The sequence below is a fragment of the Clostridium estertheticum genome (genome assembly GCF_026650985.1).
In the GTDB taxonomy this organism is placed as follows: Bacteria; Bacillota; Clostridia; order Clostridiales; family Clostridiaceae; genus Clostridium_AD; species Clostridium_AD estertheticum_C.
Map to the genome: position 1 here is coordinate 3,853,132 of NZ_CP086239.1, position 24,974 is coordinate 3,878,105.

The 24,974-nt window shown below is 30.1% G+C and carries 16 protein-coding genes and 1 pseudogene; 5 read left to right on the forward strand and 12 right to left on the reverse strand.

Translation table 11 applies throughout. From position 1 onward, the window contains the following. Nucleotides 1-497 precede the first annotated feature (497 nt). Genes LL038_RS18470 through LL038_RS18480 form a run of 3 tightly spaced genes read left to right on the forward strand, consistent with a single transcriptional unit; the run spans nucleotide 498 to nucleotide 3,700 of the window. Nucleotides 498-1,688 carry an SIR2 family protein gene (locus LL038_RS18470; RefSeq protein ID WP_216124546.1) on the forward strand — a complete coding sequence of 397 codons (1,191 nt, stop codon included), beginning with the start codon at nucleotides 498-500 and terminating at the stop codon, nucleotides 1,686-1,688. After that, nucleotides 1,681-3,471: an ATP-binding protein gene (locus LL038_RS18475; protein WP_216124548.1), complete on the forward strand. Its 1,791-nt coding sequence runs from the start codon at nucleotides 1,681-1,683 to the stop codon at nucleotides 3,469-3,471. Before LL038_RS18470 ends, LL038_RS18475 begins: the two co-directional genes overlap by 8 nt. Before the next feature lie 16 nt (nucleotides 3,472-3,487). After that, a complete protein-coding gene (locus tag LL038_RS18480; protein WP_216124550.1) occupies nucleotides 3,488-3,700 on the forward strand; it encodes a KTSC domain-containing protein in 213 nt (70 codons plus the stop codon). 892 nt (nucleotides 3,701-4,592) lie between these two features. Here the strand turns inward: LL038_RS18480 and LL038_RS18485 are convergent. The 6 genes and pseudogenes from LL038_RS18485 to LL038_RS18510 all read right to left on the reverse strand — a co-directional run. Continuing rightward, nucleotides 4,593-6,752, reverse strand: coding sequence for a DNA topoisomerase III (locus LL038_RS18485; RefSeq protein ID WP_216124551.1), 2,160 nt, complete (start codon nucleotides 6,750-6,752; stop codon nucleotides 4,593-4,595). A gap of 161 nt (nucleotides 6,753-6,913) precedes the next feature. Beyond that, entirely contained in the window at nucleotides 6,914-7,522 is a 609-nt protein-coding gene (locus LL038_RS18490; protein WP_216124553.1) for a hypothetical protein, read from the reverse strand. Then, the gene (locus LL038_RS18495) at nucleotides 7,512-9,245 is read right to left on the reverse strand and encodes a hypothetical protein (protein ID WP_216124555.1); all 1,734 of its coding nucleotides are present in this window, start codon (nucleotides 9,243-9,245) and stop codon (nucleotides 7,512-7,514) included. Before LL038_RS18495 ends, LL038_RS18490 begins: the two co-directional genes overlap by 11 nt. An 11-nt stretch (nucleotides 9,246-9,256) precedes the next feature. Continuing rightward, on the reverse strand, nucleotides 9,257-13,654 hold the full coding sequence (locus LL038_RS18500) for a hypothetical protein (protein WP_216124557.1): 4,398 nt from the start codon (nucleotides 13,652-13,654) through the stop codon (nucleotides 9,257-9,259). Between the two features lie 15 nt (nucleotides 13,655-13,669). Next, nucleotides 13,670-14,905, reverse strand: coding sequence for a hypothetical protein (locus LL038_RS18505; RefSeq protein ID WP_216124558.1), 1,236 nt, complete (start codon nucleotides 14,903-14,905; stop codon nucleotides 13,670-13,672). A 159-nt stretch (nucleotides 14,906-15,064) separates the two neighbouring features. Further along, nucleotides 15,065-15,574 (reverse strand): annotated as a pseudogene (locus tag LL038_RS18510) (toprim domain-containing protein); the annotation flags it as partial. Between the two features lie 229 nt (nucleotides 15,575-15,803). Between LL038_RS18510 and LL038_RS18515 the strand changes: the two are divergent. Further along, nucleotides 15,804-16,583 (forward strand): 3'-5' exonuclease, encoded by a 780-nt coding sequence (locus tag LL038_RS18515; RefSeq protein ID WP_216124564.1) that lies wholly within the window; start codon nucleotides 15,804-15,806, stop codon nucleotides 16,581-16,583. Nucleotides 16,584-16,625: 42 nt separating this feature from the next. Here the strand turns inward: LL038_RS18515 and LL038_RS18520 are convergent, their stop codons facing one another. Next, nucleotides 16,626-17,078, reverse strand: coding sequence for a hypothetical protein (locus LL038_RS18520; protein WP_253200279.1), 453 nt, complete (start codon nucleotides 17,076-17,078; stop codon nucleotides 16,626-16,628). Nucleotides 17,079-17,701: 623 nt separating this feature from the next. Here LL038_RS18520 and LL038_RS18525 point away from each other — a divergent pair. Continuing rightward, nucleotides 17,702-18,022, forward strand: coding sequence for a DUF1540 domain-containing protein (locus LL038_RS18525; protein WP_216124567.1), 321 nt, complete (start codon nucleotides 17,702-17,704; stop codon nucleotides 18,020-18,022). A gap of 56 nt (nucleotides 18,023-18,078) precedes the next feature. On the opposite strand, the gene LL038_RS18530 is transcribed toward LL038_RS18525, so the two are convergent. The 5 genes from LL038_RS18530 to LL038_RS18550 all read right to left on the reverse strand — a co-directional run bounded on the left by LL038_RS18530 (nucleotide 18,079) and on the right by LL038_RS18550 (nucleotide 24,831). Then, entirely contained in the window at nucleotides 18,079-18,759 is a 681-nt protein-coding gene (locus LL038_RS18530; protein WP_216124569.1) for a pseudouridine synthase, read from the reverse strand. Nucleotides 18,760-18,991: 232 nt separating this feature from the next. Beyond that, a complete protein-coding gene (locus LL038_RS18535) occupies nucleotides 18,992-20,005 on the reverse strand; it encodes an isocitrate/isopropylmalate dehydrogenase family protein (protein WP_216124571.1) in 1,014 nt (337 codons plus the stop codon). Nucleotides 20,006-20,009: 4 nt separating this feature from the next. Beyond that, nucleotides 20,010-21,944, reverse strand: coding sequence for an aconitate hydratase (locus LL038_RS18540; RefSeq protein WP_216124573.1), 1,935 nt, complete (start codon nucleotides 21,942-21,944; stop codon nucleotides 20,010-20,012). A 46-nt stretch (nucleotides 21,945-21,990) separates the two neighbouring features. Next, the gene (locus LL038_RS18545; RefSeq protein ID WP_216124705.1) at nucleotides 21,991-23,307 is read right to left on the reverse strand and encodes a 2-isopropylmalate synthase; all 1,317 of its coding nucleotides are present in this window, start codon (nucleotides 23,305-23,307) and stop codon (nucleotides 21,991-21,993) included. Between the two features lie 345 nt (nucleotides 23,308-23,652). Beyond that, on the reverse strand, nucleotides 23,653-24,831 hold the full coding sequence (locus LL038_RS18550; RefSeq protein ID WP_216124574.1) for a hypothetical protein: 1,179 nt from the start codon (nucleotides 24,829-24,831) through the stop codon (nucleotides 23,653-23,655). Nucleotides 24,832-24,974: the final 143 nt, after the last annotated feature.

Sequence of the window (24,974 nt, forward strand, 5' to 3'; positions counted from 1 at the left end):
TAAGTGAAATACTAAAGCTTTTACAAAAAATTAGCATCTTTTTACTTTATTGCTTATTCTTAAATAATATCTCATATGGACTTGGGCAAGTTCTGCTACATGACATTAATAGACGTCGTTTATTATCGGTTATAGAGTTTCCATTCATTTCTTATTTATTCAACTAATGCTATCACCATAGTTGAATATATTCCTTTTTTTAATACATATTTTAGGGCAGACAGTCTAGTACAACATCCTTGATGTTCTACACAGGTGGCTATTATCTTATAAAATTCGGTTGTATTATTAAGTAAATTTTTGATTTTTATAGATTAATTAATACATATAGTATATCATGGTAATATTAAGGTGCTTAAATTAATTGGAGCATGCTAAAGAGGAAATATAAAATGGTAAATGGCAAATGGTTTAACTATAAAATAACAATTAATAAGGACAAGTTGTAATGTTAATTAAATTAATATGTATTATTTATTATAGAAAGGAGTTCAAATATGTCATTTAGTTTAAATAGGGAGTTAGATGAATTAGTAAATAAACTTTCAACAGTAAAGAAAATAGGTTTCTTTTTTGGTGCTGGTTCATCAATGGCATTAAATATGCCTGGAATTTTTAAGTTGACGGAAGACATCTTAATAGGAATAAATTCAAGAAATAATATTAAAGATTTATTGATACAGGTTGATAAAGAGAAATGTGGTAAATCAACTATAGAAGACATCTTAAATAAAATAAGAGTAATTAGAGAACTTACTAGAGATATGGAAGACTACAGCTACTTGGGCATCAATGGTAAAATGGCAAAAGAATTAGATGAAGAAATATGTAATTTTATTTATGATATTTTATCGTCAAAAGAAGAGGAAATTGTATTAGATAAAGATATATTTAATATACCAAAGAAATTTTTTGTTTGGTACAACAATATAAATTGTGAAAACACCAAAGAGATTTTCACAGCAAATTATGATTTACTATTTGAAAGAAGTATGGAAAGTCTATCTATTCCTTATTTTGATGGTTTTGTTGGTGCACATAGACCATTCTTTTTTCAGGAAAGTGTAGAAGATATACACAAGAATATTACTATGCCATGTGAATGGATCAGATTATGGAAAATACATGGTTCTCTTGGTTGGTTTTGGGAAGAAATTGATAATAAATATAGAGTAGTAAGACTGGGCGCAAACTCTAAAAAAGATAATAAAAATGAATTAGTAATATATCCATCTAAAGACAAATATCAATCATCACGAAAACAACCATTTATATCATATTTTGATAGATTAAAAAGTTATTTAAGTGATGGTGAAGGTGTATTTATTGTAAGCGGATACTCCTTCGCAGATGAACATATAAATGATGTTTTTTATGAGTCATTGAGAAAAAATCCAAGAATGCATGTAATAGTTATGTTTTTTGAGGATCAATTATTAGATAATATTCAAGATAAAATCGTTTTATACCCTAATATTACTGTATATTGCCCTAGCAAAGTGTGCCTAGGTGGTAAAATAGAAGATTGGGGAATAGAAAATGACAAATTAAAAGAAAATGGTTACGATCAATATTTAGCTGGTAATAAACTAAAAATTGGTGACTTTAAAGTTTTGGTTGAATTCCTAGTTAATAACTCTGGAAGGAAAAGAGAGCTACTAGAGGAAGTTGGTGTAAGCGTTGAATAAAGGTCTTACTTACTTAGGCAGAATTATTAGTGTAGATACTACCTCAATTGACATAGAGATATCAGATAATATACCATCAGCAGCGCCTATCATTAATGGAAAGCAATATAGAATAGGTCAAATAGGATCATTAATTAGAATACCTATCGGAAATATAAACCTATATGGTATAGTATCATCCGTTAGTAATTGCGCTTCAATTGATAGCGATAAAACAATAAACCAAGGGGACACTATTAAAAATTGCCGACATATAAGTGCGAATTTACTTGGTGAGAAAGTAGGCAATAAAAAATTTCAACAAGGGGTAGGAATCTTCCCTACAATAAATGATGATGTGCATATTGTTACAGAAGATTATCTTAAAGACATATACGGTTGCGAAGAAGACGGAGCTATAAAAGTAGGATATCATTCATCATCAGATAATTTACCAATATATATTGATCTTGCCAAAATGGTTTTAAGACATTCTTGTATAGTAGGATCAACTGGAAGCGGGAAATCAAATGCCACCGCAAGTATATTGAAAAGTATATTAAATCAAAATAAGGGTAGTCGAATTATTTTAATAGATGTTCACGGTGAATATTCTTCAGCATTTGAAGGAAAATCAAAAGTTTTTAAAATAAATGATTATAATAACCCTTTATACATACCATTCTGGATAATGGATTTCGATGAACTAAGTTATTTATTAGTAGGTAGAGAAGCAGGTTCCGAAAGACCAGAAGATAAAAGATTAAGGGAATCAATAATAAAATATAAAAAGGAAAATATCAATCGATTGAAAGCAGGAAATGTTTTAGATGAATATATTACTGCAGATTCTCCTATCCCATTTAATATAAGAAAGATGTGGTATCACTTCAATAAAGAAGTTTATGGAACTCATAGTGTTCCGAACCAAGTAGACCAAAATGAAAGCACTGAAAGAATTATAGATGAAGGAGATTACAATAACTTAATACCAGCAAAATTTGATCCTTATACTATGGGTAACACTGAACCTTATAAAGCTAAAGACCAAACAATGTATATATATGAGAAGAAAATATACTCAAGGCTCTTAGATAATAGATATGACTTTATGTTTAATCCAAAGGATTATTTTGATGAAACTAGTGATAATGATATAGACAAACTATTAAGAGATTGGATATCAAATGAAGAAAGATTAACTATATTGGATTTAAGCGGGGTTCCATTCGAATTATTAGATATTAGTGTTGGACTTGTCACGAGATTAATTTATGATAGTATGTTCTGGGGACGAAAATCAGAATATACTGGGCGACAAAGACCGTTATTAATGGTATATGAGGAAGCACATATATATTTGCCTAAAAATGAATCAGGAAAAAATAACTATGGTTATGCCAGAAAGTCTGTAGAAAAGATTTATAAAGAAGGCAGAAAATTTGGAATAGGAGCAATGGTAATCACTCAAAGACCATCTGAAATTTCGGAAACCATATTGTCACAAACAGGGACTTTCATAGCATTAAGAGTTACTAATTCTTCTGATCAAGGAAGTGTAAAATCACTCGCACCGAATAATATGAATAGTTTAATAGATTTACTGCCTTCATTAAGAACAGGTGAAGCGATAATTTTGGGGGAAGCTATTAACATCCCCACGAGAATAAGATTTGAACTGGTAGAACCTAGGCCTAATAGTAATGACCCTGATTTAAAGACATTCTGGCAAACTGAGTTTATCTCTAATGATACTCAATATAAAGAAATAATAACAGCTATTAGAGAAAAAAAGAACAAATGAGGGGGGGTGAATAATAATGGAAAGATTTCAAGTTGAGTCATCAAATATAGATGCTATAACATATGACGAGAATTCATGTATACTAGAAATAGAATTTAAAGCTGGAGGTGCATATGAATACTCTGATGTACCAATGTATGTATATGATGAACTAATGTCCGCTGACTCTAAAGGAAGATATGCTAATCAAAATATTTACAAAAACTATACTACAAATAAAAAGAGATAAGATTATATGAATATATATGATCCTATCATATAAAAACTAGGCTTAATTATTAGGAGAATGTAGCTGGCTTTTAAATCTCCTACTCAACTGCTGTTTCATGGTGTGTTAGTTAGCTGTTGATGGGGGGGAACGTGAGTAGATTTGTTTACACGAATCTACTCACGTTTTTACGTATATATTTATAGCTACTGTAAAAGTGATACTAATTGAATGGGATAGGACAAATATATATGCAAGAAATTTAAGTCCCTAATTAATTTATATCCAGAGATAAAAAACTGCTACTGAAGTACCATAATACTTTACACGCCCACTTGGTTAGGCAACTGGTGTCATAAATTTGAATAAAGATTAATATCTAACACTTGTCTATATGGCTATTTTTTAATATATATCCAATAATAGCACCAATAAAGTTAATAATGCTTATTGTGTTAGGTATGTATTATCACCTATATGATTATGATAAAAATTTTATTGGTGCTAGGACCTAGAACCTCTTAAAAGTATTACTTTTGGACTTGGCTTATTAATGTGCTAGGTATGTATTATCACCTATAAAATTATGATAAAAATTTCATTGATGCTAGGACCTAGCACCTCTTAAAAGTATTACTTTTGGACTTGGCTTATTAATGTGCTCGGTATGTATTATCACCTATATGGTTATGATAAAAATTTTATTGATGCTAGGACCTAGCACCTTTTAAAAGTATCACTTTTGGACTTGGCTTATTAATGTGCTCGGTATATATTATTCACCTATATGATTATGATAAAATTTTTTTTTGGTGCTAGGACCTAGCACCTCTTAAAAGTATTGCTCATTATCATAATAAAAAAGTAATATAGCATATAAGTGGGTTTACTTATATACTATATTACTTTTTTTCTATTTTAAATTAAACTTAGCAAAGGCATCAGCCATAGCAGAATTTATAGGTTCTTCTTTCTTATTTTGCTGATTCAGAAATCTGCTAACATCTTTTTTATTCAAAGCACTTTTCTCTGAGTCGCGGCGTTTGTTAAAGGCAGAAAGCTTTTCTCTGTAACCGCAGCCACAAACAAATATCTTATTGTCTCCATCCCCTCTAATCTCCATTTTTTTATGACAAGTAGGACATCGTGCATTAGATATTTGTGAAACCCCCTTACGATATCCACATTCCCTATCTGGACATACTAACATTTTCCCTCTTTTGCCGTTAACTTCAAGAAGATATTTACTACACTCCGGACATTTAACTCTTGTAACATTGTCATGATTATATATTTCACTAGAAGCTGTAACGTTCTTCACAAGCTTCACTGCATATTCCCTCATGTCCTTTACAAAATTCATGGAATTAGCTTTTCCTTTACTTATAAGTTGAAGCTGTTTTTCCCACTTAGCGGTAAGTTCTGGAGATTTTAATTCTTCTGGAACTAAACCTATTAGCTGTATTCCTTTTGAGGTTGGGAATATATCCTTGCCTCTTCTCTCCATATAAAAGATGCTGAATAATTTTTCAATTATATCCGCACGAGTTGCAGAGGTTCCAAGTCCTGAAGTATTATCCAAAGCTTCTCTTAAACTCTCATCCTGTATATCTTTCCCTGGATGCTCCATAGCTGTAAGTAACGTTGCTTCATTATACCTTGCTGGTGGCTTAGTTTTCTCATTCACTGATTTAACTATAGTTAGTTTTACAGCTTCACCTTTAATAATTGGTGGTAGAGATTGATCCTTTTCATCGCTACCCTCAGAACTGCTTATTTCTTTCCATCCCTTTGATTTAACTATTTTTCCTTTTGCAGAGAACCTTTCACCCTTAACATCAATAACTACAGTGGTTTGCTCATATTCAAAAGCAGGACTTAGAACTTCTAAGAATCTTTTTATAACTAAGTCATAAATACTTTTCTCTTCTTTGTTAAGGCTTGATAAATCTACATGCTGCTCTGTAGGGATTATAGCATGGTGATCTGATACCTTACTATTGTCTACAAATCTGCTTGTAGTATGTACTCTCCCCTTTATTATGCTTCTAGCTGCTTTCTCATATGGTCCTATTGCTATGCTCTTTAACCTATCAAGTAGCGTTGCTACTATATCTGTGGTAATATGCCTAGAATCCGTTCTTGGATAAGATAAGATCTTATGAGTTTCATATAACTTCTGCATTATATTAAGAGTTTGCTTTGCAGAAAATCCAAATTTTCTATTGGCATCCCTTTGAAGCTCCGTTAAATCATAGGCAAGTGGAGGAAGCTCTTTTTTAGATGCTTTACTTAGTTCCACAACCGTGCCCATTTGATTATTTACTTTAGCTACGACATCTTCTGCCTTTTGCTTGTCAAAGGTGCGTGATTCTCCATTTTTACTTGACCAATGAACCGTAAATTTATTTACCTTACCATTTACTGTCCAATAATCCTTTCCAACGAATTTTTTTATTTCATTTTCTCTGTCAACAATAAGGGCTAATGTCGGCGTTTGTACCCGTCCAGCCGATAATTGAGCGTTATATTTGCAAGTTAATGCCCTAGTGACATTTAGGCCTATAAGCCAATCGGCCTCCGCTCTTGACTGCGCTGCCCAAAATAAATTTTCATAATCTCTTCCTGGTTTAAGATTTGCAAACCCATCTTTTATTGCCTTTTCAGTTTGCGAGGAGATCCATAACCTTTTAATAGGTTTTTTAAAGCCTGCTTTTTGAATTATCCAACGTGCCACTAATTCCCCTTCGCGTCCTGCATCTGTAGCTATTACTAGCTCATCTACATCTGCTTTTTTAAGTAGTTCACGTACAATCTTATATTGCTTTGCCGTTTCCTTAATAACCACCAATTTTAGCTCCTTTGGTAGCATCGGAAGATCTTCCATTTTCCAGCTTTTATATTTTTCATCATAATCCTCTGGTCCTGCTAGTGTTACTAAATGCCCTAATGCCCAAGTTACAATATATTTTGATCCCATCAAATACCCATTTCCGCCCTGATTGCAATTTAAGACTTTTGCTAACTCACGTCCAACGGAAGGTTTTTCTGCTAAAACTAATACTTTTCCCATATTTAATTCCTTCCACATACTATACTAACAATAAAATAGGATAGGTTATCCCTCCTACTTTTTTCAATTATTATTAACACTTAATATAGTTTATATTTTATAGTTTATATATATTATACAAGCTTCCAATTAGCATTACAAGTTTGTGGTAACTCATAATACTAATCAGCTAACCAAGGAAACTCTTTTATTATATCGTCTTCTGTTACAGCGATAACTTTATCAATATTAGATTTTTCATCTATTCTTATTATATTGTTCTTCAGTCCTTTCTCATTTCTTTTTTTTAATGATTCACTATCAAAACATAATTCCAACATGACTATCTCTTGGTTTTTAATTCGTTCCTTTAATTTAATATTTTGATTTTTTGACTCAAGTAGCTGAGTCTCTAATACCATATTATCTTTTTCTAACTTGGAACATTCATTTACCTTTCCTTTTAAACTATTAATAACTTTCAAACAAGTTTCTATTGCAATTCTCAACTTTGCTGGACTATTTGCATTCTGCTCAAGTAAACTTTCAACTGAAGGTATAAGCTCCAAATCGCTACTTATTTTATTTGTTAATATTAATGGATTATTTAACTGTTCAATTAGTTTCTTTGCCTTTTTTGAGTAATCCCATATATGCCTAGCTATACCAGTTTCTTTGGCTAACTTTGATAATACTATCTTTTGATCTTTATGCTTTTCAACATATCCCTCTAATATTATTATAAGTTCTTTATCGTAATAAGATTTAGGTCTTCCACCTTTATTGATCATCCTGCTCCACCCTCTTTCTTTCAAAAATATAAGAATCTATCATAGCTTTTTGAACTATTGCTTGCTGTAATTTTTTCGATGCAACTCCTATCTCTTGTTGTTCTTGAATACTTATATTTCTATTCTTGGCTAGTTTGCTTTTATTTAAGACTGAGTTCCTTACCATATTCTTTATTATTTGAATTTGATTTTTAATATCACCATCAAATGTATTCGATTTTTCTAATAAAAATTCACTTGTATACTTTTTGTCTTTAGTGTCTATTCTGAAATATTCACAGGGCGTTGAACAATTACCAATAATGCAGTTATTCGGGAAATTCTCGTCTACACAAAATCCATCCTCAACTTGTCTCGCAGTTGGATACTCTGATTTATTAAAAAATAAGCTTTTTTTATAGAGACTCTTAATGTTCTCATGATCAATTACATTTCCTAATGTTTTTAGCATAAGTATCCTATTTGTTAATACCTCTACTTGTGAATCTGCAAAAGTATTTAAATGTCTAGCATACCCCAACTGCGTATTTAAGGTCTCATGCCCCGCTAATCTTGCAATAGTCAACGGATTAAATCCCTGTAAATACAGATTACATATTGCAAAATGTCTTGTGTCACCTGGTCTAATTCTTTCAACATAGATTTCCCCTTCATCACTCTTCATACTTTCTTGAACTGAAACTGTCTTGTACTTATACTTTCCCTCAATAATATCTATATAAAAAGAACTTAACAAACTATAAAACCTACCTGTTCCTCCCACATTTTCTCTAAATTCATATAGAACTTGGCTACTATGAGTTTTTAAACTTTGAGTAGCATTATTATAAATGTCATAGTTTAACAAATATTTTTCAGCTCTTAAGGGATCGTTTATATCTATAAACTCATTTATCATTTTATATAATTCTTCTGTAATCTGAACCTCCCTGTATTCAGGTTCCATCGCTCTATTTACGCGACTACCCTTTTTACATTTTGGTATGCTTAGTAAATACTTATCGTCATTAATTCTAATACAATTAGTTTCGAGTTCACTAAATTCTATCGGTCTCATAGGTATTGATTTTGTAATACTCCACCAAAGTAAAATTGGGAAATACTTCTCTTTTTCAAACCTTGAGCAACTGTCAATAAGGTCCTCTATAATACTATCAAAAAGTATTATACTTTTAAACTCTGGCAATTGTCTTGAATTTGATCTTATATGCAATGTCCTGTATGTTAATAATATATCTATTAATTCTTTATACTTTTCACTATCATAAAAGCATAAAAATTTACGTCCAAATACCACAACGTACTCCCTCATGTAAGTATGTTTAATTCCCTCTAAATCATCTTTAAAATTATCATAGCAATTTAATGAAAGTAGTTTAGTTTTTTTAATAATAAATTTTATTGCAAAAGCATGAAATAATATACTTCTTGGATCTATATACTCATCATGAGTTTTTAATAATATATACATTTTAAATGCCAAATTTAGATCATAATTAACTTCATTAGTGAAATAGAAATAAGCTATCCTTTGCTTACCTAGAAATACCCATTTATTATCATGAAATTCCCCCTCAATAATAATTTTGTCCTTCTTTAATTGATCAAATTTCTTTATATATAAATTAATATCATCCTTATTGAATTTAACCATCCTTTCATAACCAATTCTGTATTTTCCATTTTTAGCAATCTTAAATATTTTACTTCCTAATCCACTCATTTTATCCCCTATTATAAGCTTATAAGCTTACTTCTTATATTTTTAATTTTTTCCTTAATACCATTAACATCTATAAAAGCATCCACAAATTTAGGATCATAATTATAATAGAATATCTTAGCTTCAGTAACAATCCCCAACAGATTAAACAATACTTTATTCTGTTTTATTGATTCTAACCTCTGTGCCTCACTTAATTTTGATATTTTATCCAAAGTACTATTTATTTCTTCATTAATATAATATAGAAAATACACATTCTTTACAAAGTACTCACAGAATGTACAAGAATCTTTATCAGGATACTCGCATATATTCCCCTTTAAACAAGCCCCATGTTCATGTTTACTTGAGCTCTCATTTGTTAGCAATTTCCTTATTATCTCTTTTAATTGTGATTTCTTTAATTTCATCAATTCATTAAGTACCTTAACATTATTTTTTTGATATAATTCCAAATTAAAATATTTAGCTAAAGCTTCTAAGCCTAATAATCCATACTCTTCCCTTAGAGTACATACCATCTCTGTTACCTCATTCATTTCCAAATCTTTAATTTTATTTTCATCACTATACGCGATTTCTAGTAATTTGTATGGTATCCATCCAAAAAATCCTCTTTTAAGCAAGTTATAAGAAATTGCATTGGCATCTTCAGAATTAATTATTGGCTTTAAGTATATTTGAGTTGCTATTGGTAATTGAATATCAGAATTAACTTTATGTGATCTCATAGCCCCACATAATATATAAGAAATACTATGATTACCTTCTATTTCATTTGCTACTTCATACATGTAGGTCAAAAGTGTTCTGTTAGCTTTTAGATTTGAAAATTTAGGTATTCCTGTTTGAAAAAATAACTTCTTAAATCCACTGACACATACCCATGGAGCTATTTCCTCCTCAAACTTACTACTTAATAATCTGGAAAACACCTTGTCATTATTATTTTTCCTTCTATGTACTTCAGCTATCACATAAGCAATTGCTAATGGCACTGCCATCTCAATGTTGTAATAAAATCTTAATTGTTGATTATTCTTATCAGCATTTACACCTGATAGTTTAAGTTCAAGGATTCTTAGTACACTTTGAGCCATTGAAAGTTTAAATTCATTACCTTCTTTAAACCATTCAAAGTCATATATACCTATTAGTTCTACATCAATACTAGGAATTTTTGTAACCATGTCATTAATTCTCCAAGTAGTAACTAAATGCAATAAGCCTAATAACCATAGGCATGAATATCTTTGATCATCAAATGCTTTCAAAATATGTATATCTATATTTGTTAAATACTGTGCTATTTTTTTCCATTCCTCTTTCGAGTAAATATCATATACATCATTACCTTCATTTTTTTTTAACTCACTATATGTGAAAATTGAATTAAATTTACATACCGTGTTATTTCTGCAGTATTCAACAAACCCCCTTAATATTTTAGAGTCTGCTCCTTGCGACGATATTGAAATTAGATATAAAACATCTTCATCGGAACAATTAAGTAATTCTTTATTTAGGGAATCATTTAAAAATTTCATAGTTGTACAACACTTTCTTGCTATTATATACCTTCTACTATTTTTACCATTGCTATTAGTAATCCTTTGTATAGCAAAATTATTGAACAATTTAAATGTTTTTATTAAATTCTTATTAATATGAAGTTTTTCTATCATCATTTTGTAATACTCTAATTCATCTTTAGCAAATAATTTAATATTTTGAATATTTATTAAATCTTTCCAGTTAACCACCACTTTAGAATTAATGGCCCTTTTAATATCATCTTTATTTATTCTATATTTATTGACCCCAAATGGACTTTTTATGAGCTTTATACTTTCATATTCACATGATTTAATTAATATTCGTCTAATAATATTATATTTTTTAGCTATATCTATTATAAGTGAAGTTTCATTTAATATATATTGAATCTCTTTTATAAAATCATTTTTCATATAATATATGCCTTTATTTACAATACATTTATCACCATATTCTAATACAACTTTTTTTAAAAGACCCTTACTTACCTCGAAATTCCCAATTAAGTCTCTTATATCAGTATATTTATCAGTGTCATCATTATTTAGACTGTGACTTTTTAAAATTATTTTTTTTACTTTTTGTAACAATAACTTATCAAAATACATACATTTATAAATGTAATATATTTCTCTATCCACTTCAATCTTTAAATTATTGTTGCATATTTCTACAAATACACTATATCTTATACTATATTTTGCTGAAAAACCACTCCACTTTCCCAAGTTTTTTATTTCTACTATATTACTTTTAGTGTAGTTATCTATATTCTCTTCCACCTTAACTAGAAAAATTTTTTTTATAAATAATCCTCCTCTTAGTTTTATTAAATGATCTTCTAAATCACAATTTAAAATCTCAACAAAATATTTTTCTAATTCTCCCCTATTTAAAGTGTATTTTTCTAGGACATACGTTAAATTAACTTTATCTATATACTTATCCTCCACATTTTTTAAATAATCTTTAGAATAATTATTTACTTCTATTAGAATATCTTTTACAAATATTTTCTTGACATAATTATTTCCTATAAATAACTCAATGTTATCAGTGATTATTTTATTGTGATACTTTATTAAACGATATAAAGTTATCCTCTCTATTTCTCCAAATCCTTCTAATAGTTCTTCTATTCTAATATATTTTTCACTATACTCTTTTTTTAATAATTCTTTAATATTCGTGTAAAATTTCTTTGTAATCAGCATTGATCCAGTGTTATTTTTAGTAACGTGATGTTTAAAATCAATTTTAAATTTTTTTTCTAATAATATCTGTAATTCGGATGTAAGCATTCTAAACTCTTTTTGTACATCAAGGACCTTTATATAATAAGTTTCAAAATACTCTTTTTTATCCCTATCTAACTTCCTCTTAAGTTCATCTAACACATTCACCTCAACAATTTTTTTACCCTCGCACCATATCACCGTACAGTCTAAATTATTAATTTTTAAATTTTTTAATTCGTTATTAAGAATTTCTCTTGTTATTTTTAACTTTCTAGCCAAATCATTAAGTTCTATATATCCTTCTCCTAACTTCTGTTTTATATTATTTACTTTTTTCTTTATAGGTTTTCTAACTTGATTACTTAAATAATATTTTATATTATTTTCTAAACATCTTAAATCCTCAACTTTAATAATTACATCGCTCGAAAACAAATCAAATATAAGAACATTCTGTTTATTTAGCTTAAATATTACTTTAGTTATTTTTGAATTCAAAGAAATGTATGATGAAGTAAACCTGCATTTTCTTAGATAGTCTAAATATCTACCCCTTACTAATATCTTTTTATTAGTTGCCAACAAAAAGCTTTCAAAACTACAACGGCCCCTTTTAATTTTTTTTGCCATAGTGGTAATTGCAGTTGGAAAGATATTATTTAACTCCTTTAACGTAAACGCTTCATCATTATGACTATATAAATTCAAATCATTATTTTCTTCATAGTATTTAGTTATGTTATTTAATAATGTTTTTTCTAAATTCGTACTTATGCACTTTATGTTATTATCATTAATAAGTTGTTTATTTATATTAACTTTAAACTCCTTCAAACAAAATTGTTGTAACTTCTCTTCTGACATTAAAACCCTCTTTAAAAATGTTTTTAATTCAACGCTAAAACGTTTAACATTTTTCTTTGTTGAATTATAAACTTCAGAAATAGTTTCTAATACATCCGTATTAACTCTTAATTTTCCTGTGTTAAAATCTCTATTTAGAACATCATCTTTGAAACTTATACATATATTTTCTATATCCTTTTGTCTTATACCTATTTTTTTTGAAGCATCTTCTATTAATGTTGTTGTTTGTTCAATATATTTTAAATGATTTAAAAACTCTTTTTCGACATAGAACTTTTTACCATAATAGATCTTTTTAAACTTATTAACATTTGAATAATTAGCTCTTATTTTTTTTGTTATATTACCAACACTTATATTAAATATAGAAGCTAATTCCTCCATAGAATAACATTCTTTATAAGATACAAATTCACAAATATCCTTCTCAAAGACTCTAAGTTTATTATCCCATATGTCAATAAAATAAGATAATTCTCCTTTATGTAATATATCACGGGTGGAATCTATTGACCTATTTATTAATTTAGCTGTTTCCTTTATATTCACTGAAAGACTCCGGTTTTTTATTATATTATCTATAAATCTCCTGTTTATGTAGTCTTCACCTTGAATCTTTAGGCGCTGACACCTAAATTCTTCTTTTTTATTTACACGATACATTACCGACTTCTTATTTTTAACATTTAAAATATCTTGGACTTCTTTAATAGAGTAATATTCACAATTTTCATATATAATCATTCTTTCTCCCCACCTCTACTTTGTGTTAAGTAAATCGCTATAGAAATTAGACATAACTTTTTCAATAGCTTTTTGGACACCAAAACTTCCTTGTATGTAGGGAAGAGCCGACTCATAAGCAGTATCTCCCCTCATTACTGCAAGCTCTGTTGGATTTTTAGTATAGTCTGCAACTAACTTTGAAAACGTCCCACGGCCTATATGTGTGCTCCATTTTTTAGATAACAATACAATTGCGTACGATTTCAACTGTGGGTTTTCACTTTTAACTAAACTATTTATAAATGCCTTCTTTAATCTGTTAAATTTATCATAATAACTACATACACTCATAGCTTCATTATTTCTATTGATGAACAATGCTTCATGATTTTTATTCTTATGATATATCTCTAGATGCCTAGCATACAACTTCGGTAAAATACTTCCAATAGGCATTATATATTGAAGCCTTGGCTTTTTAACGCCCCCTTTACCATTATTATTAACTATATTTTTTCTAAAATATCTTTTTTTAAGATCAAGATTCATACCATAAATTCCATTTGGACCTATTAACTCAATACAGTTTTTCGATAAGTTTATTGCCTCTGATACACGTAGCCCTCCAAATAGTTGAAAATATATTCCCAATACAATATCAGGCGTTTCGATAATAGCGATATCTATAAATGCAATAACCAATTCCATTGGGATACTTGAAAGCTTATTACTTCTTTTGTTTCTAGGATAACAAACTCCCTTAAAAGGTGATTTTTTGTATTTAATCCAGCCTTTGTTTTGATGATAAAACTCTGCAGTACACAACAACATAATCTGGGAATTGTTAAGTAGCTTTTTCTCTAGTAGAAATTCATAGAACTGTGTCAAAACTTTTTCAGCAATTTTAACTGTATCCCTATTTGGTATATTTCTTCCAATATTGCCTTTAGAAAAATCATTTAAAAAATCCACACCATGTTCAAAAGTAATGTCGCTTAAAGATTTTAATTTATAGCTTTGATTATCATTAAAGAAAATATAATTAAGAAATGGGATCACATAATTTGCCTTCTGAATAACTGAGCTATGCTCTAAATGATTATAATTACTAAGGAATTCTGTCAAAGGATGCGGAACTTTAATTCCAGTATTTTTATTTTCCAACATGATCATTACTCTATATCGCTCTTGTCCTTTTCTGCCCACTAAAACTGATTTATGAATATATCTAATATTCTTTTTCTGTTTCGAACTAAAGTCTATTATCAAACTAATTTCACTTCCACTCTATATTTATCTTTTCATTTATGATATATCATTTTCTTAAAATTCACAAATATTAATAAAACCCCTAGCTCTTTACAACTAGGGGTTTTACATTACCATAATACAATTATTCATATGTTTACTTAATTTATCACTACTTACTATAAGCCAATCTGCTTGAGCTCTTGATTGCGCTGCCCAAAATAAGTTTTCATAATCTTTTCCTGGTTTAAGGTTATTAAATCCATCCCTTATCGCTTTTTCTGTTTGAGAAGAAATCCAGAGCCTCTTTATAGGCTTTCTAAATCCTGCCTTTTGAATAATCCAACGTGCTACAAGCTCACCTTCACGCCCAGAATCTGTGGCAATAACAAGTTCATCTACATCTGCTCTTTTAAGTAGTTCGTGTACAACCTTATACTGCTTTGATGTTTCTTTAATAACTACCAGTTTTAGTTCCTTTGGTAGCATTGGAAGATCTTCTATTCTCCAACTTTTATATTTTTCATCATATGCCTCTGGATCTGCTAGGGTAACAAGATGTCCTAGTGCCCATGTTACAATATATTTTGATCCCATTAAATATCCATTTCCACCTTGAGTACAGTTTAAGAATTTTGCAAGTTCTTTACCAACTGATGGTTTTTCCGCTAAGACCAATGTCTTTCCCATATATAAAACTTCCTCTCGTATTTCAAATAATTTAGTTATTTTTCCTAATATCAAATGTAGCCACTCTATTTATTATAAACTACTTTATACACATTGTTCAATTTTTTATTACCTAAGGGCAAAGCATCAAGGTGTTTTTTATTACCATAGATGATATAATAATTAATATCATAACATCCACTATTAAAGACTATACTATATACTATTAAATAAGTTTAGAGGTAATTGAATGAATTATATTGTTTTTGATTTAGAATTTAACCAAGGCTACAACTTTGCAAAAGGAACTAAAAGTTTAAATAATCCTAAATGCCCCTTTGAAATAATTCAAATAGGAGCCATAAAACTAAATGACCATTTCGAGACTATTGGAACTCTTGATGTAATAGTAAAACCAGAAATTTATACTACGCTCAATCCCTTTGTAAGGGAACTTACTGGTATAACAATGGAGGAACTTAATAAAGGCATATCTTTCGAAAAAATGTATGAAGATTTTTCGAATTTTATTAAAAGTGATAGAAGTGTATTATGTGTATGGGGAATTGCCGATATAAAGGAATTATATCGTAATATAGCGTTTTACGAATTAGACTCCTTGCCATCGCCAACAGAATACATCGACATACAATCCTATGCATCGACTGCGCTTGATTGCAAAAAAGGAATTAACATTGGGCTAGGTAATGCAGCTAAACTACTTAGTGTCCCTATAGAAAGTCAATTCCATGATGCTTTTAATGACGCTTTCTATACTACTGAAGTTTTTAAGAAAATTTATAACAAGGAAATAAAACCTAACATATACATTCCTAAAGTTAAAGGATTAAGTAGATTAAGTGTCCAAAATTACAAAATCGACCTTCCTAGTTTAACGGATCAATTTGAGAAAATGTTCAAAAGAGAAATGAGTATCGATGAAAAGTCTATTATTAAACTAGCTTATATTATGGGTAAAACAAATCAATTTCAGATTAAAATCGATCCAGAAATAAAACAAAAAAAATAAAATCAGTATAGAATTATCTTCTATACTGATTTTTTATAATTATTAGTTTTCTGTTTCTTCACTTACTGCATTTTCAACATTTTCTATATTCGGATTTTTATTTTCTAAATTAGTTTTTCTATTATCTAATGTATTAAGGTTTATAGGATGAGTAATCATATCTTCTGTTGTACTCATTATAAATCTATTCAAATATATTTTTCCTTCTGGAGTATTTGCTACAGCATAAGGCTCTGTGTCTTTTTTAAATAGAACCCATGTATAACCATTGTTAATTACTCTATTTAAATCTTCTTTATCAATTATTGTTCTTGCTTTCTCTTTACCGTATCTGTCTCTTAATATTACAGCAACAGACTCTTCATCTATTCCTTCATAACTATTCATTGTGTTTTGATCATATACTTCTAAGTTGGCTTTTCTATTATCTAGAGTATCCCCATTAATATGTCTTACAGGTGCTTTTGGATGAACTTCTAATATAAATGATTGCAAACTTTGTTTTCTTCTATATTTCTTTTCTTCGATATAATAACTACCTAGATTTTGTGCTAAGAAATTATTAAAATCTTTATTCCACTCTGCGAACCAACGACCTTTTTCTAATACTCTTTGTAAATCTTCAGTATCTATTTTACAATCAATGGTTGTGCCATCTTTTTTAAGTATTTTTAAAAATGTTATATCCTCTAGAGTCTGGTATTTGTTTAATTTAACTTCTACTTTTGGAGTTTCTTTTTTATTTTCAACTTTAATGGTTTCTTTTTTAATTTCATTTTCGTTTTTTATGATAGGACACCTCTTTCTTCAATTTAGGCATCATCAAAAAATAACCAGTCAGCATGCTAGCCTATTTTTTTAATATGCCTTATACGGGATTTAAAATCATATATAATTTTAATATTTCCCTAATTTTTTTAATAGCAACTCATTTTTCTCGATAACACACATGTTTATTTTACTACATTATTTTAATTATAACACACTCGCTGACTAAATTACTGAATTTACAATAAAAAATTAAATATTATTTTAAAATAAAATTAATTTTTTTATTATAAATATTTTCTTACCTTTTAGGTTAAACTTCTTAGTAGATATATTAAGGAGGAGATCTCATGTCAAAAATTAACTGTGGTGTTTTAAATTGTTCCCATAATGACGAAAACATATGTTACGCTAATATCATAAACGTTGGTGGAAAAAATGCTAGAAAAGACTCTGACACTTGTTGTGCTACTTTTTTAGATAGTATAGTCTATAGCGATCTTACAAATATCGTACATTCTAATAGTAATGGGTGCGATGTAGTTTCTTGTAATGTAGGCACTTGCATATATAACTCCAATGAACTGTGTAGTGCTAAATCTATAGAAGTTAATGGTGAAAATGTTAATCTGTACTCTGAGACTGACTGCTTAACTTTTGAAACTAAATAATTATATAACTTTCATAGAAAATAAGGATGCCTTAGTATTGAAGCTAAGGTGTCTTTTTAACTATTCCTTAATTCTATTACCTCTTTCTCTGTGAGGTAACGCCACTTGCCTGTCTCTATCCCATCAACTTTTATATCAACAATTCGAATACGTTCTAGTCTTACAACTATATATCCAAAAGTTTTACTCATTCTGCGAATTTGTTTATTTAATCCTTGCGTTAGAATAATACCAAAGGTGTTCTCTGATATTTTACTAACTTTGCATGGTCTTGTGTTAACACCACAAATTTGAACTCCTTTTGACATTCCTTCAATGAAAATGTCATCATATGGCTTATTCACAGTTACTATATATTCCTTCTCATGTTCATTTTTAGATTCTAAAATATTATTTGCAAGTTCACCATCATTAGTCATAAGTATTAGACCCTGGGATGACTTATCTAATCTACCAACTGGAAATATGTACTCTGGGTAGTTCATGAAATCAATTATATTGCTAGCTACTGTTTTTTCTGCAGTGCATGTAATTCCAACTGGTTTATTAAGTGCAATATAAATTTTATCTCTCATCAAAACATTCTTATTATCAAGAAGAATATTATCCTCTTCCTCTACCCACTGACCAGGAGTACATAACTTTCCATTTACAATTATTCTATTTTCCTCAATAAGTTTATTTGCTCCGGTTCTTGAGCAAATACCATAATTACTAAGAAGTTTATTTATTCTCATAATAACTCTTTATCCTTTCATTATAAAATGTAGATATATGTTTACATTTATTATATGTTTACATTTATCTATATATCTATATATCTATCTATATATCTATCTACAAATATCCATATACATTTTAAACTTTCTTATAGTCATTATACATCATAACACCCTATAGTTTCCCCAAAAAAATAACTCATAAGCAATCTGCTCATGAGTTATTTTTACATATTAAAATTTACAACTATTAATTAGTTTGTTCTAGCATTTTATCAATTACAACTTGCGTAAACTCAATTGTTCCAGTTTTACCACCTAAATCGCAAGTTAAATGTTTTCCTTCTTTAAGAACAGCTTCTACAGCTTGTTCTATTTTATTTGCAGCCTTCGCTTCTCCTATATATCTTAGCATCATAACTGATGATAAAATACAAGCAGTTGGATTTGCTATGTTCTGCCCGGCTATATCTGGAGCAGATCCATGAGCTGGTTCAAACACTGCACCTTCTTCGCCAATGTTTGCTCCTGGCACTAGTCCTAAGCCTCCAACTAGGCCTGCTGCCATATCGGAGAGTATATCTCCATATAAATTAGGCATTACAAGTACATCATATTTCTCTGGATTCATAACAAGTTTCATGCTCATAGCATCAACTATAACATCTCCAAAGGCAATATCCTTGTGAGTCTGTGCAACATTTCTTGCGCATCTTAAAAACAATCCATCAGAAAGTTTCATAATATTTGCTTTATGAACAGCTATAACTTCTTTTCTATTTTGCTCTTTTGCTATTTTAAAAGCATATTCTACAATTCTATCACTAGCCTTTTTACTTATTATCTTTATGCTCTCAGCAATATCCTCTGTAATCATATGCTCTATACCCGCATATAAATCCTCACTATTTTCTCTTACTATTATTAAATCAACATTTTCAAATCTTGAAGGAACCCCTTCAAATGTCCTTATTGGCCTAATATTTGCATAAAGATTTAATTCCTGTCTTAATGTGACATTAACACTTTTAAATCCCTTACCTACAGGTGTAGTTACGGGTCCTTTAAGTGCAACCTTATTCTTTTTAATGCTCTCTAAAACGTAAGGTGGCATAGGAGTACCAAACTCTTCTATAACTTCTGCGCCCATACGTACTATTTCCCAATTGATTTCAACTCCGCTTTTTTCTAGTATTTTAACGGTAGCTGTGGTTACTTCTGGTCCAATTCCGTCTCCTGGTATAAGTGTAATGTTATGTTTCATTCCTCTAGGCACCTACCTTTTTCTTATTTTTCATAAGATTTATTAATCCACCGTGTATAAGCATCTCTTTTTCTCTTTGAGTTACTTCAGGAAGAGTTTCATACTCTGATCCTTTTGTTATGTTTTTTACAATAACGAGACCTTTTTTTATCTGATTTGCTGCATCTTCAATGACTAATTCATCCATCATATCTATATTTTCATAATCTTTAACGTCCTTAAATACCAATGGAATTATAGCATTATTAATTAAATTAGCTTTATGAATTCTTGCAAAAGATTTTGTAAGAACAACCTTAACGCCTAAATATAGTGGTGCAAGTGCTGCATGTTCACGGCTTGATCCTTGACCATAGTTTGAACCTGCAACTATTATTCCACCATCATATTTTTTAGCTTTTGCTGGAAATTCCGCATCGCTAGGTGTTAAACAAAACTCTGCAAGATATGGAATGTTAGATCTAAATGGAAGTAATTTTGCATTAGATGGCATTATATCATCCGTTGTAATATTATCCCCTAATTTAGTTAGAACTTTACCTGTAACATTTCCTATTAACTCTTTCGCTTTAGGGAATGGCTTTATATTTGGGCCTCTTTTAACTATTATATCTTTTCCATCTTCCGCTGGGCTTATTATTAAATTATCATTAATAACAAATTCTTCTGGCATATCTACTTTAACAGCTTCCCCAAGTTCTCTAGGATCTGTTATATACCCTTTAAGTGCAGACGCAACTGCAACTTCCGGGCTCACAATATAAACATTAGCAGATGTTGTACCAGATCTACCTTTGAAGTTTCTATTAAATGTTCTAAGTGACACTGCACCAGTTGAAGGCGCTTGACCCATTCCTATACATGGACCACATGCACTTTCGAGTATTCTTGCACCGGCGTCAATCATATCTCCAAGTCCACCGTTTTTAGATAACATATTTAAAACTTGTTTTGAACCTGGCGCAATAGCAAGAGACATATCCTCAGGTATAGTTTTACCTAAAAGTATTTTTGACACTTTCATCATATCAACATAAGATGAATTAGTGCAGCTTCCTATTAATACTTGATCTACCTTTATATCCTTTAGTGATGATACAAGAACTACTTTATCTGGGCTATGAGGACAAGCAACAAGCGGTTCTATTTTACTTAAATCTATTTCAACCGTCTCATCATATACTGCTCCATCGTCCGCTTTAAGCTCTACAAAATCTTTTTCTCTATGTTGCGCTTTTAAAAATTTATATGTTATGTCATCACTAGGGAAAATTGAAGTTGTAGCGCCAAGCTCTGCACCCATATTTGTGATCGTTGCCCTATCTGGTACGCTTAGAGTTTTTAATCCATCTCCTGCATATTCAAATATTTTATTAACTCCACCCTTAACTGTTAAACGTCTTAATACTTCAAGTATTATATCTTTAGCTGCAACCCAAGGGCTAAGCTTTCCTGATAAATTAACCTTTACAATTTTAGGCATTGTTATATAATATTCCCCGCCACCCATTGCAACAGCTACATCTAATCCTCCTGCTCCAATAGCTAGCATTCCTATTCCGCCGCCAGTTGGAGTATGACTATCTGAACCAAGTAAAGTTTCTCCTGGAACCCCAAATCTTTCTAAGTGGACTTGATGACAAATACCATTACCTGGTTTAGAAAAATATATGCCATGTTTTTTTGCAACAGTCTGTATATATAAATGATCATCTGCATTCTCAGGACCAGTTTGTAATATGTTATGGTCTATATAAGCAACAGATTTTTTAGTTTGAACTTTATCGATTCCCATAGCTTCAAATTGTAGATAAGCCATTGTACCTGTAGAATCTTGAGTTAAGGTTTGATCTATCTTAATTGCAATCTCAGTATCTGTAATCATTTCGCCCTTAACCAAATGAGCTTTAATTATTTTTTGCGCAGCAGTATATGACATAATATCCCTCCATTTTTTAAATATAAACTATAATCTTTAACATATATCAAAATTCTTCAGTGTTATGTTTTTTTGTACTTAATTGTGGAATGATTTTTTTTGTAATTAATTCTAATTCTTCACTTTTCATTACAGTGCTTCTTCCAGTCTCATATTGCTTATCTACCCAATCTTTTATAACATTAATTCTTTCATCTTTTTTATCAATTTTATCTAAATCTTTTAATCTATAATAAGTATTAACCCAAGCCGCAATACCTGCATGCCCCGAGTGTTCGTTAACTGCCACAATAATTGGCCTACCTAATATTTTTTCAGTATCAAAAATATTGTATATTTCTTCATCCTTTAATATTCCATCTGCATGTATACCCGCTCTTGTAACATTAAATTCACTACCCACATAAGGTGTCCTAGGTGGAATACTATATTTAAACTCACCTTCAAAATATTGTCCAATTTCACTTATAAGCTTAAGATTCATATTTTTTACATTTCCTCTTATTTGACCATATTCTACAATCATTGCTTCAAGTGGACAATTACCCGTTCTCTCACCAATACCGAAAAGTGAGGTGTTTATTGCAGAGCATCCATGAAGCCATGCTGTAGTAGCATTGGAAACTACATTATAAAAATCATTATGTCCATGCCATTCAAGATATTCTGAAGGCACTCCACCATACTTTATTAATCCATTAATGATCTGTGGTACACTCCTTGGTAATTCCGTACCGGAGTATGGCAATCCAAGTCCTAATGTATCACATGCCCTAATTTTTATCTTAATACCAGATTTCTTAGATAGTTCCATAAGTCTTTGCACTAGCGGTATAACAAACCCAAAGAAATCAGCTCTAGTTATATCTTCAAGATGACATCTTGGAATTATTCCATTTTCTAATGCTTCTTCTACTAATGAAACATACAAGTCCATTGCCTCTTGCCTTGTTTTATTGAGCTTTTTGAATATATGATAATCAGAACAGGACATAAGCATTCCCGTTTCCTTAAGTCCCATATCTTTAACAAGCTTAAAGTCTTCTTTATTAGCTCTTATCCATGATGTTACCTCTGGAAATTCATATCCTCTTTCTAAACATTTTCTAGCAGCATTTCTATCTTTCTCAGTATATAAAAAGAACTCTGTTTGTCTAATTATACCCGAATTATTGTCAAGTTTGTGTAAATAATCAAATATTTTAACTATTTGCTTTTCGGTATAAGTATCCATAGACTGTTGACCATCTCTGAATGTAGTATCCGTAATCCAAATATCATCAGGTATAGAGATTGGAATCTGCTGACCTCCAAAAACAACCTTAGGAATTTCTGAGTATGGGAATATATCTTTAAACAACATAGGCTGCTTTTCATTCACTAACTTAAAATTATTTGTTGCAATCTTAGACTCATTATTATTTGTTAATTTAAACTTATTCACTTATTCTCCCCCTTCTTAGTCCTTCCTTATTTGCATCTTTAGCCACTGCATATAATTCTAGAATATATGAATGTTATATGTATTCAAATTTCATTTAATGCTTATTATATAGCTTATATACAGTTTTGTAAAGATATTTTGCAACATCATAGAGCATACCCATCATTTATCAAAATAGTAATTCTTATGGAAATTAAAGAAAAAAGCACACTCAGGTTTCCCGTTGTATGCTCCTTTTACTTATACCTTAATTTTGAAATTTAACTATTTAATCTTTAGACCTGCCATATGATTGTTAGCACTAGGGACTACTTTATCAGCTTGAGCCTGTGTTATAGTTCCTGCATCTACAAGAGCTTTCAAAGCACTTATATGAGTACCCTTTTTACTATCCATATACGATTTGCGCTCTGCAACAGTCATAGTTTTAGTCTTTTCCATTGCTGCTGTGTTTGCAGCTTCCTGCGTAACTATAGCTGCTTTAATTTTATCTGATTGATCCTGAGTTATAGTTTTATCAGTTACGAGTTTTGCTAAATTAGTATCTATCTTCGCTTGCCTCTGACTATCCATTTGGGCCTTTTCAGCAGCTTTTAGAGCATCAACCTTTGCCTGAGTCAATATGTTGTTATCAACTAAGTCTTTATATACATCAGTTTTTATTTTATTATCTGTGGTTTTAGTCTTTTCATATGCTAAAACTTTATCACTTTCGCTCTGCGTAATAATATTTGAACTAACACCTAACTTAAGTGTTGATTCTAGTTTAAATCCGCCTTTCATATCTTTTCCGTGTTTACCGGGACCACCTATTGCACCAACAGGTCCCACTTTATCAGCTTGAGCCTGTGTTATAGTTCCTGCATCTACAAGAGCTTTTAAAGCACTTATATGAGTAGTCTTATTGCTATCCATATATGCCTTTCGTTCTGCCTCAGTCATAGTTTTAGTCTTTTCCTTTTCTACTTTGTTTGCAGCTTCCTCGGAAATTATAGCTGCTTTAATTTTATCTGATTGATCCTGAGTTATTGTTCCATCAGTTACGAGTTTTGCTAATTTAGTATCTAAATTCTTTTGTATCTGCGCATTCCTTTGAACCTGCTCACTAGCTTTTAGTGCATCAGCCTTAGCCTGAGTCAAGATATTGTTATCAACCAAGTCTTTATATATGTTAATTTTCATTGTTTTATCTGCAGTTTTACTATTTTCATATGCTAAAATTTTGTCACTTTCAGTCTGTGTAATGATCCCTGTGCTAACACCCAATTTTAGTGTTGATTCTAATTCAGCTTTAGGTTGTTTAAACTCAATTTTTGAAGGTGTTTTCACATCAGTCTTTGTTGATTTAATACCTGTTGCAAAAGCTAGACTAACAGAGGATAAAAGCATGCCTCCTGTTATTATTCCAGTTATTATTTTAGTTCTTAAAGCTACACTTTTCATATTATTTGCTCCTCACTAATTTATTTTTTTGTTAATGTCTATACATTTATTATAGGCACCTCTTATGTCAGTAATGTGTCAACAACATGTTACTTTCGTGTGTTTTGTAACTATAATATGAATATTACTTATAAAGCATAATT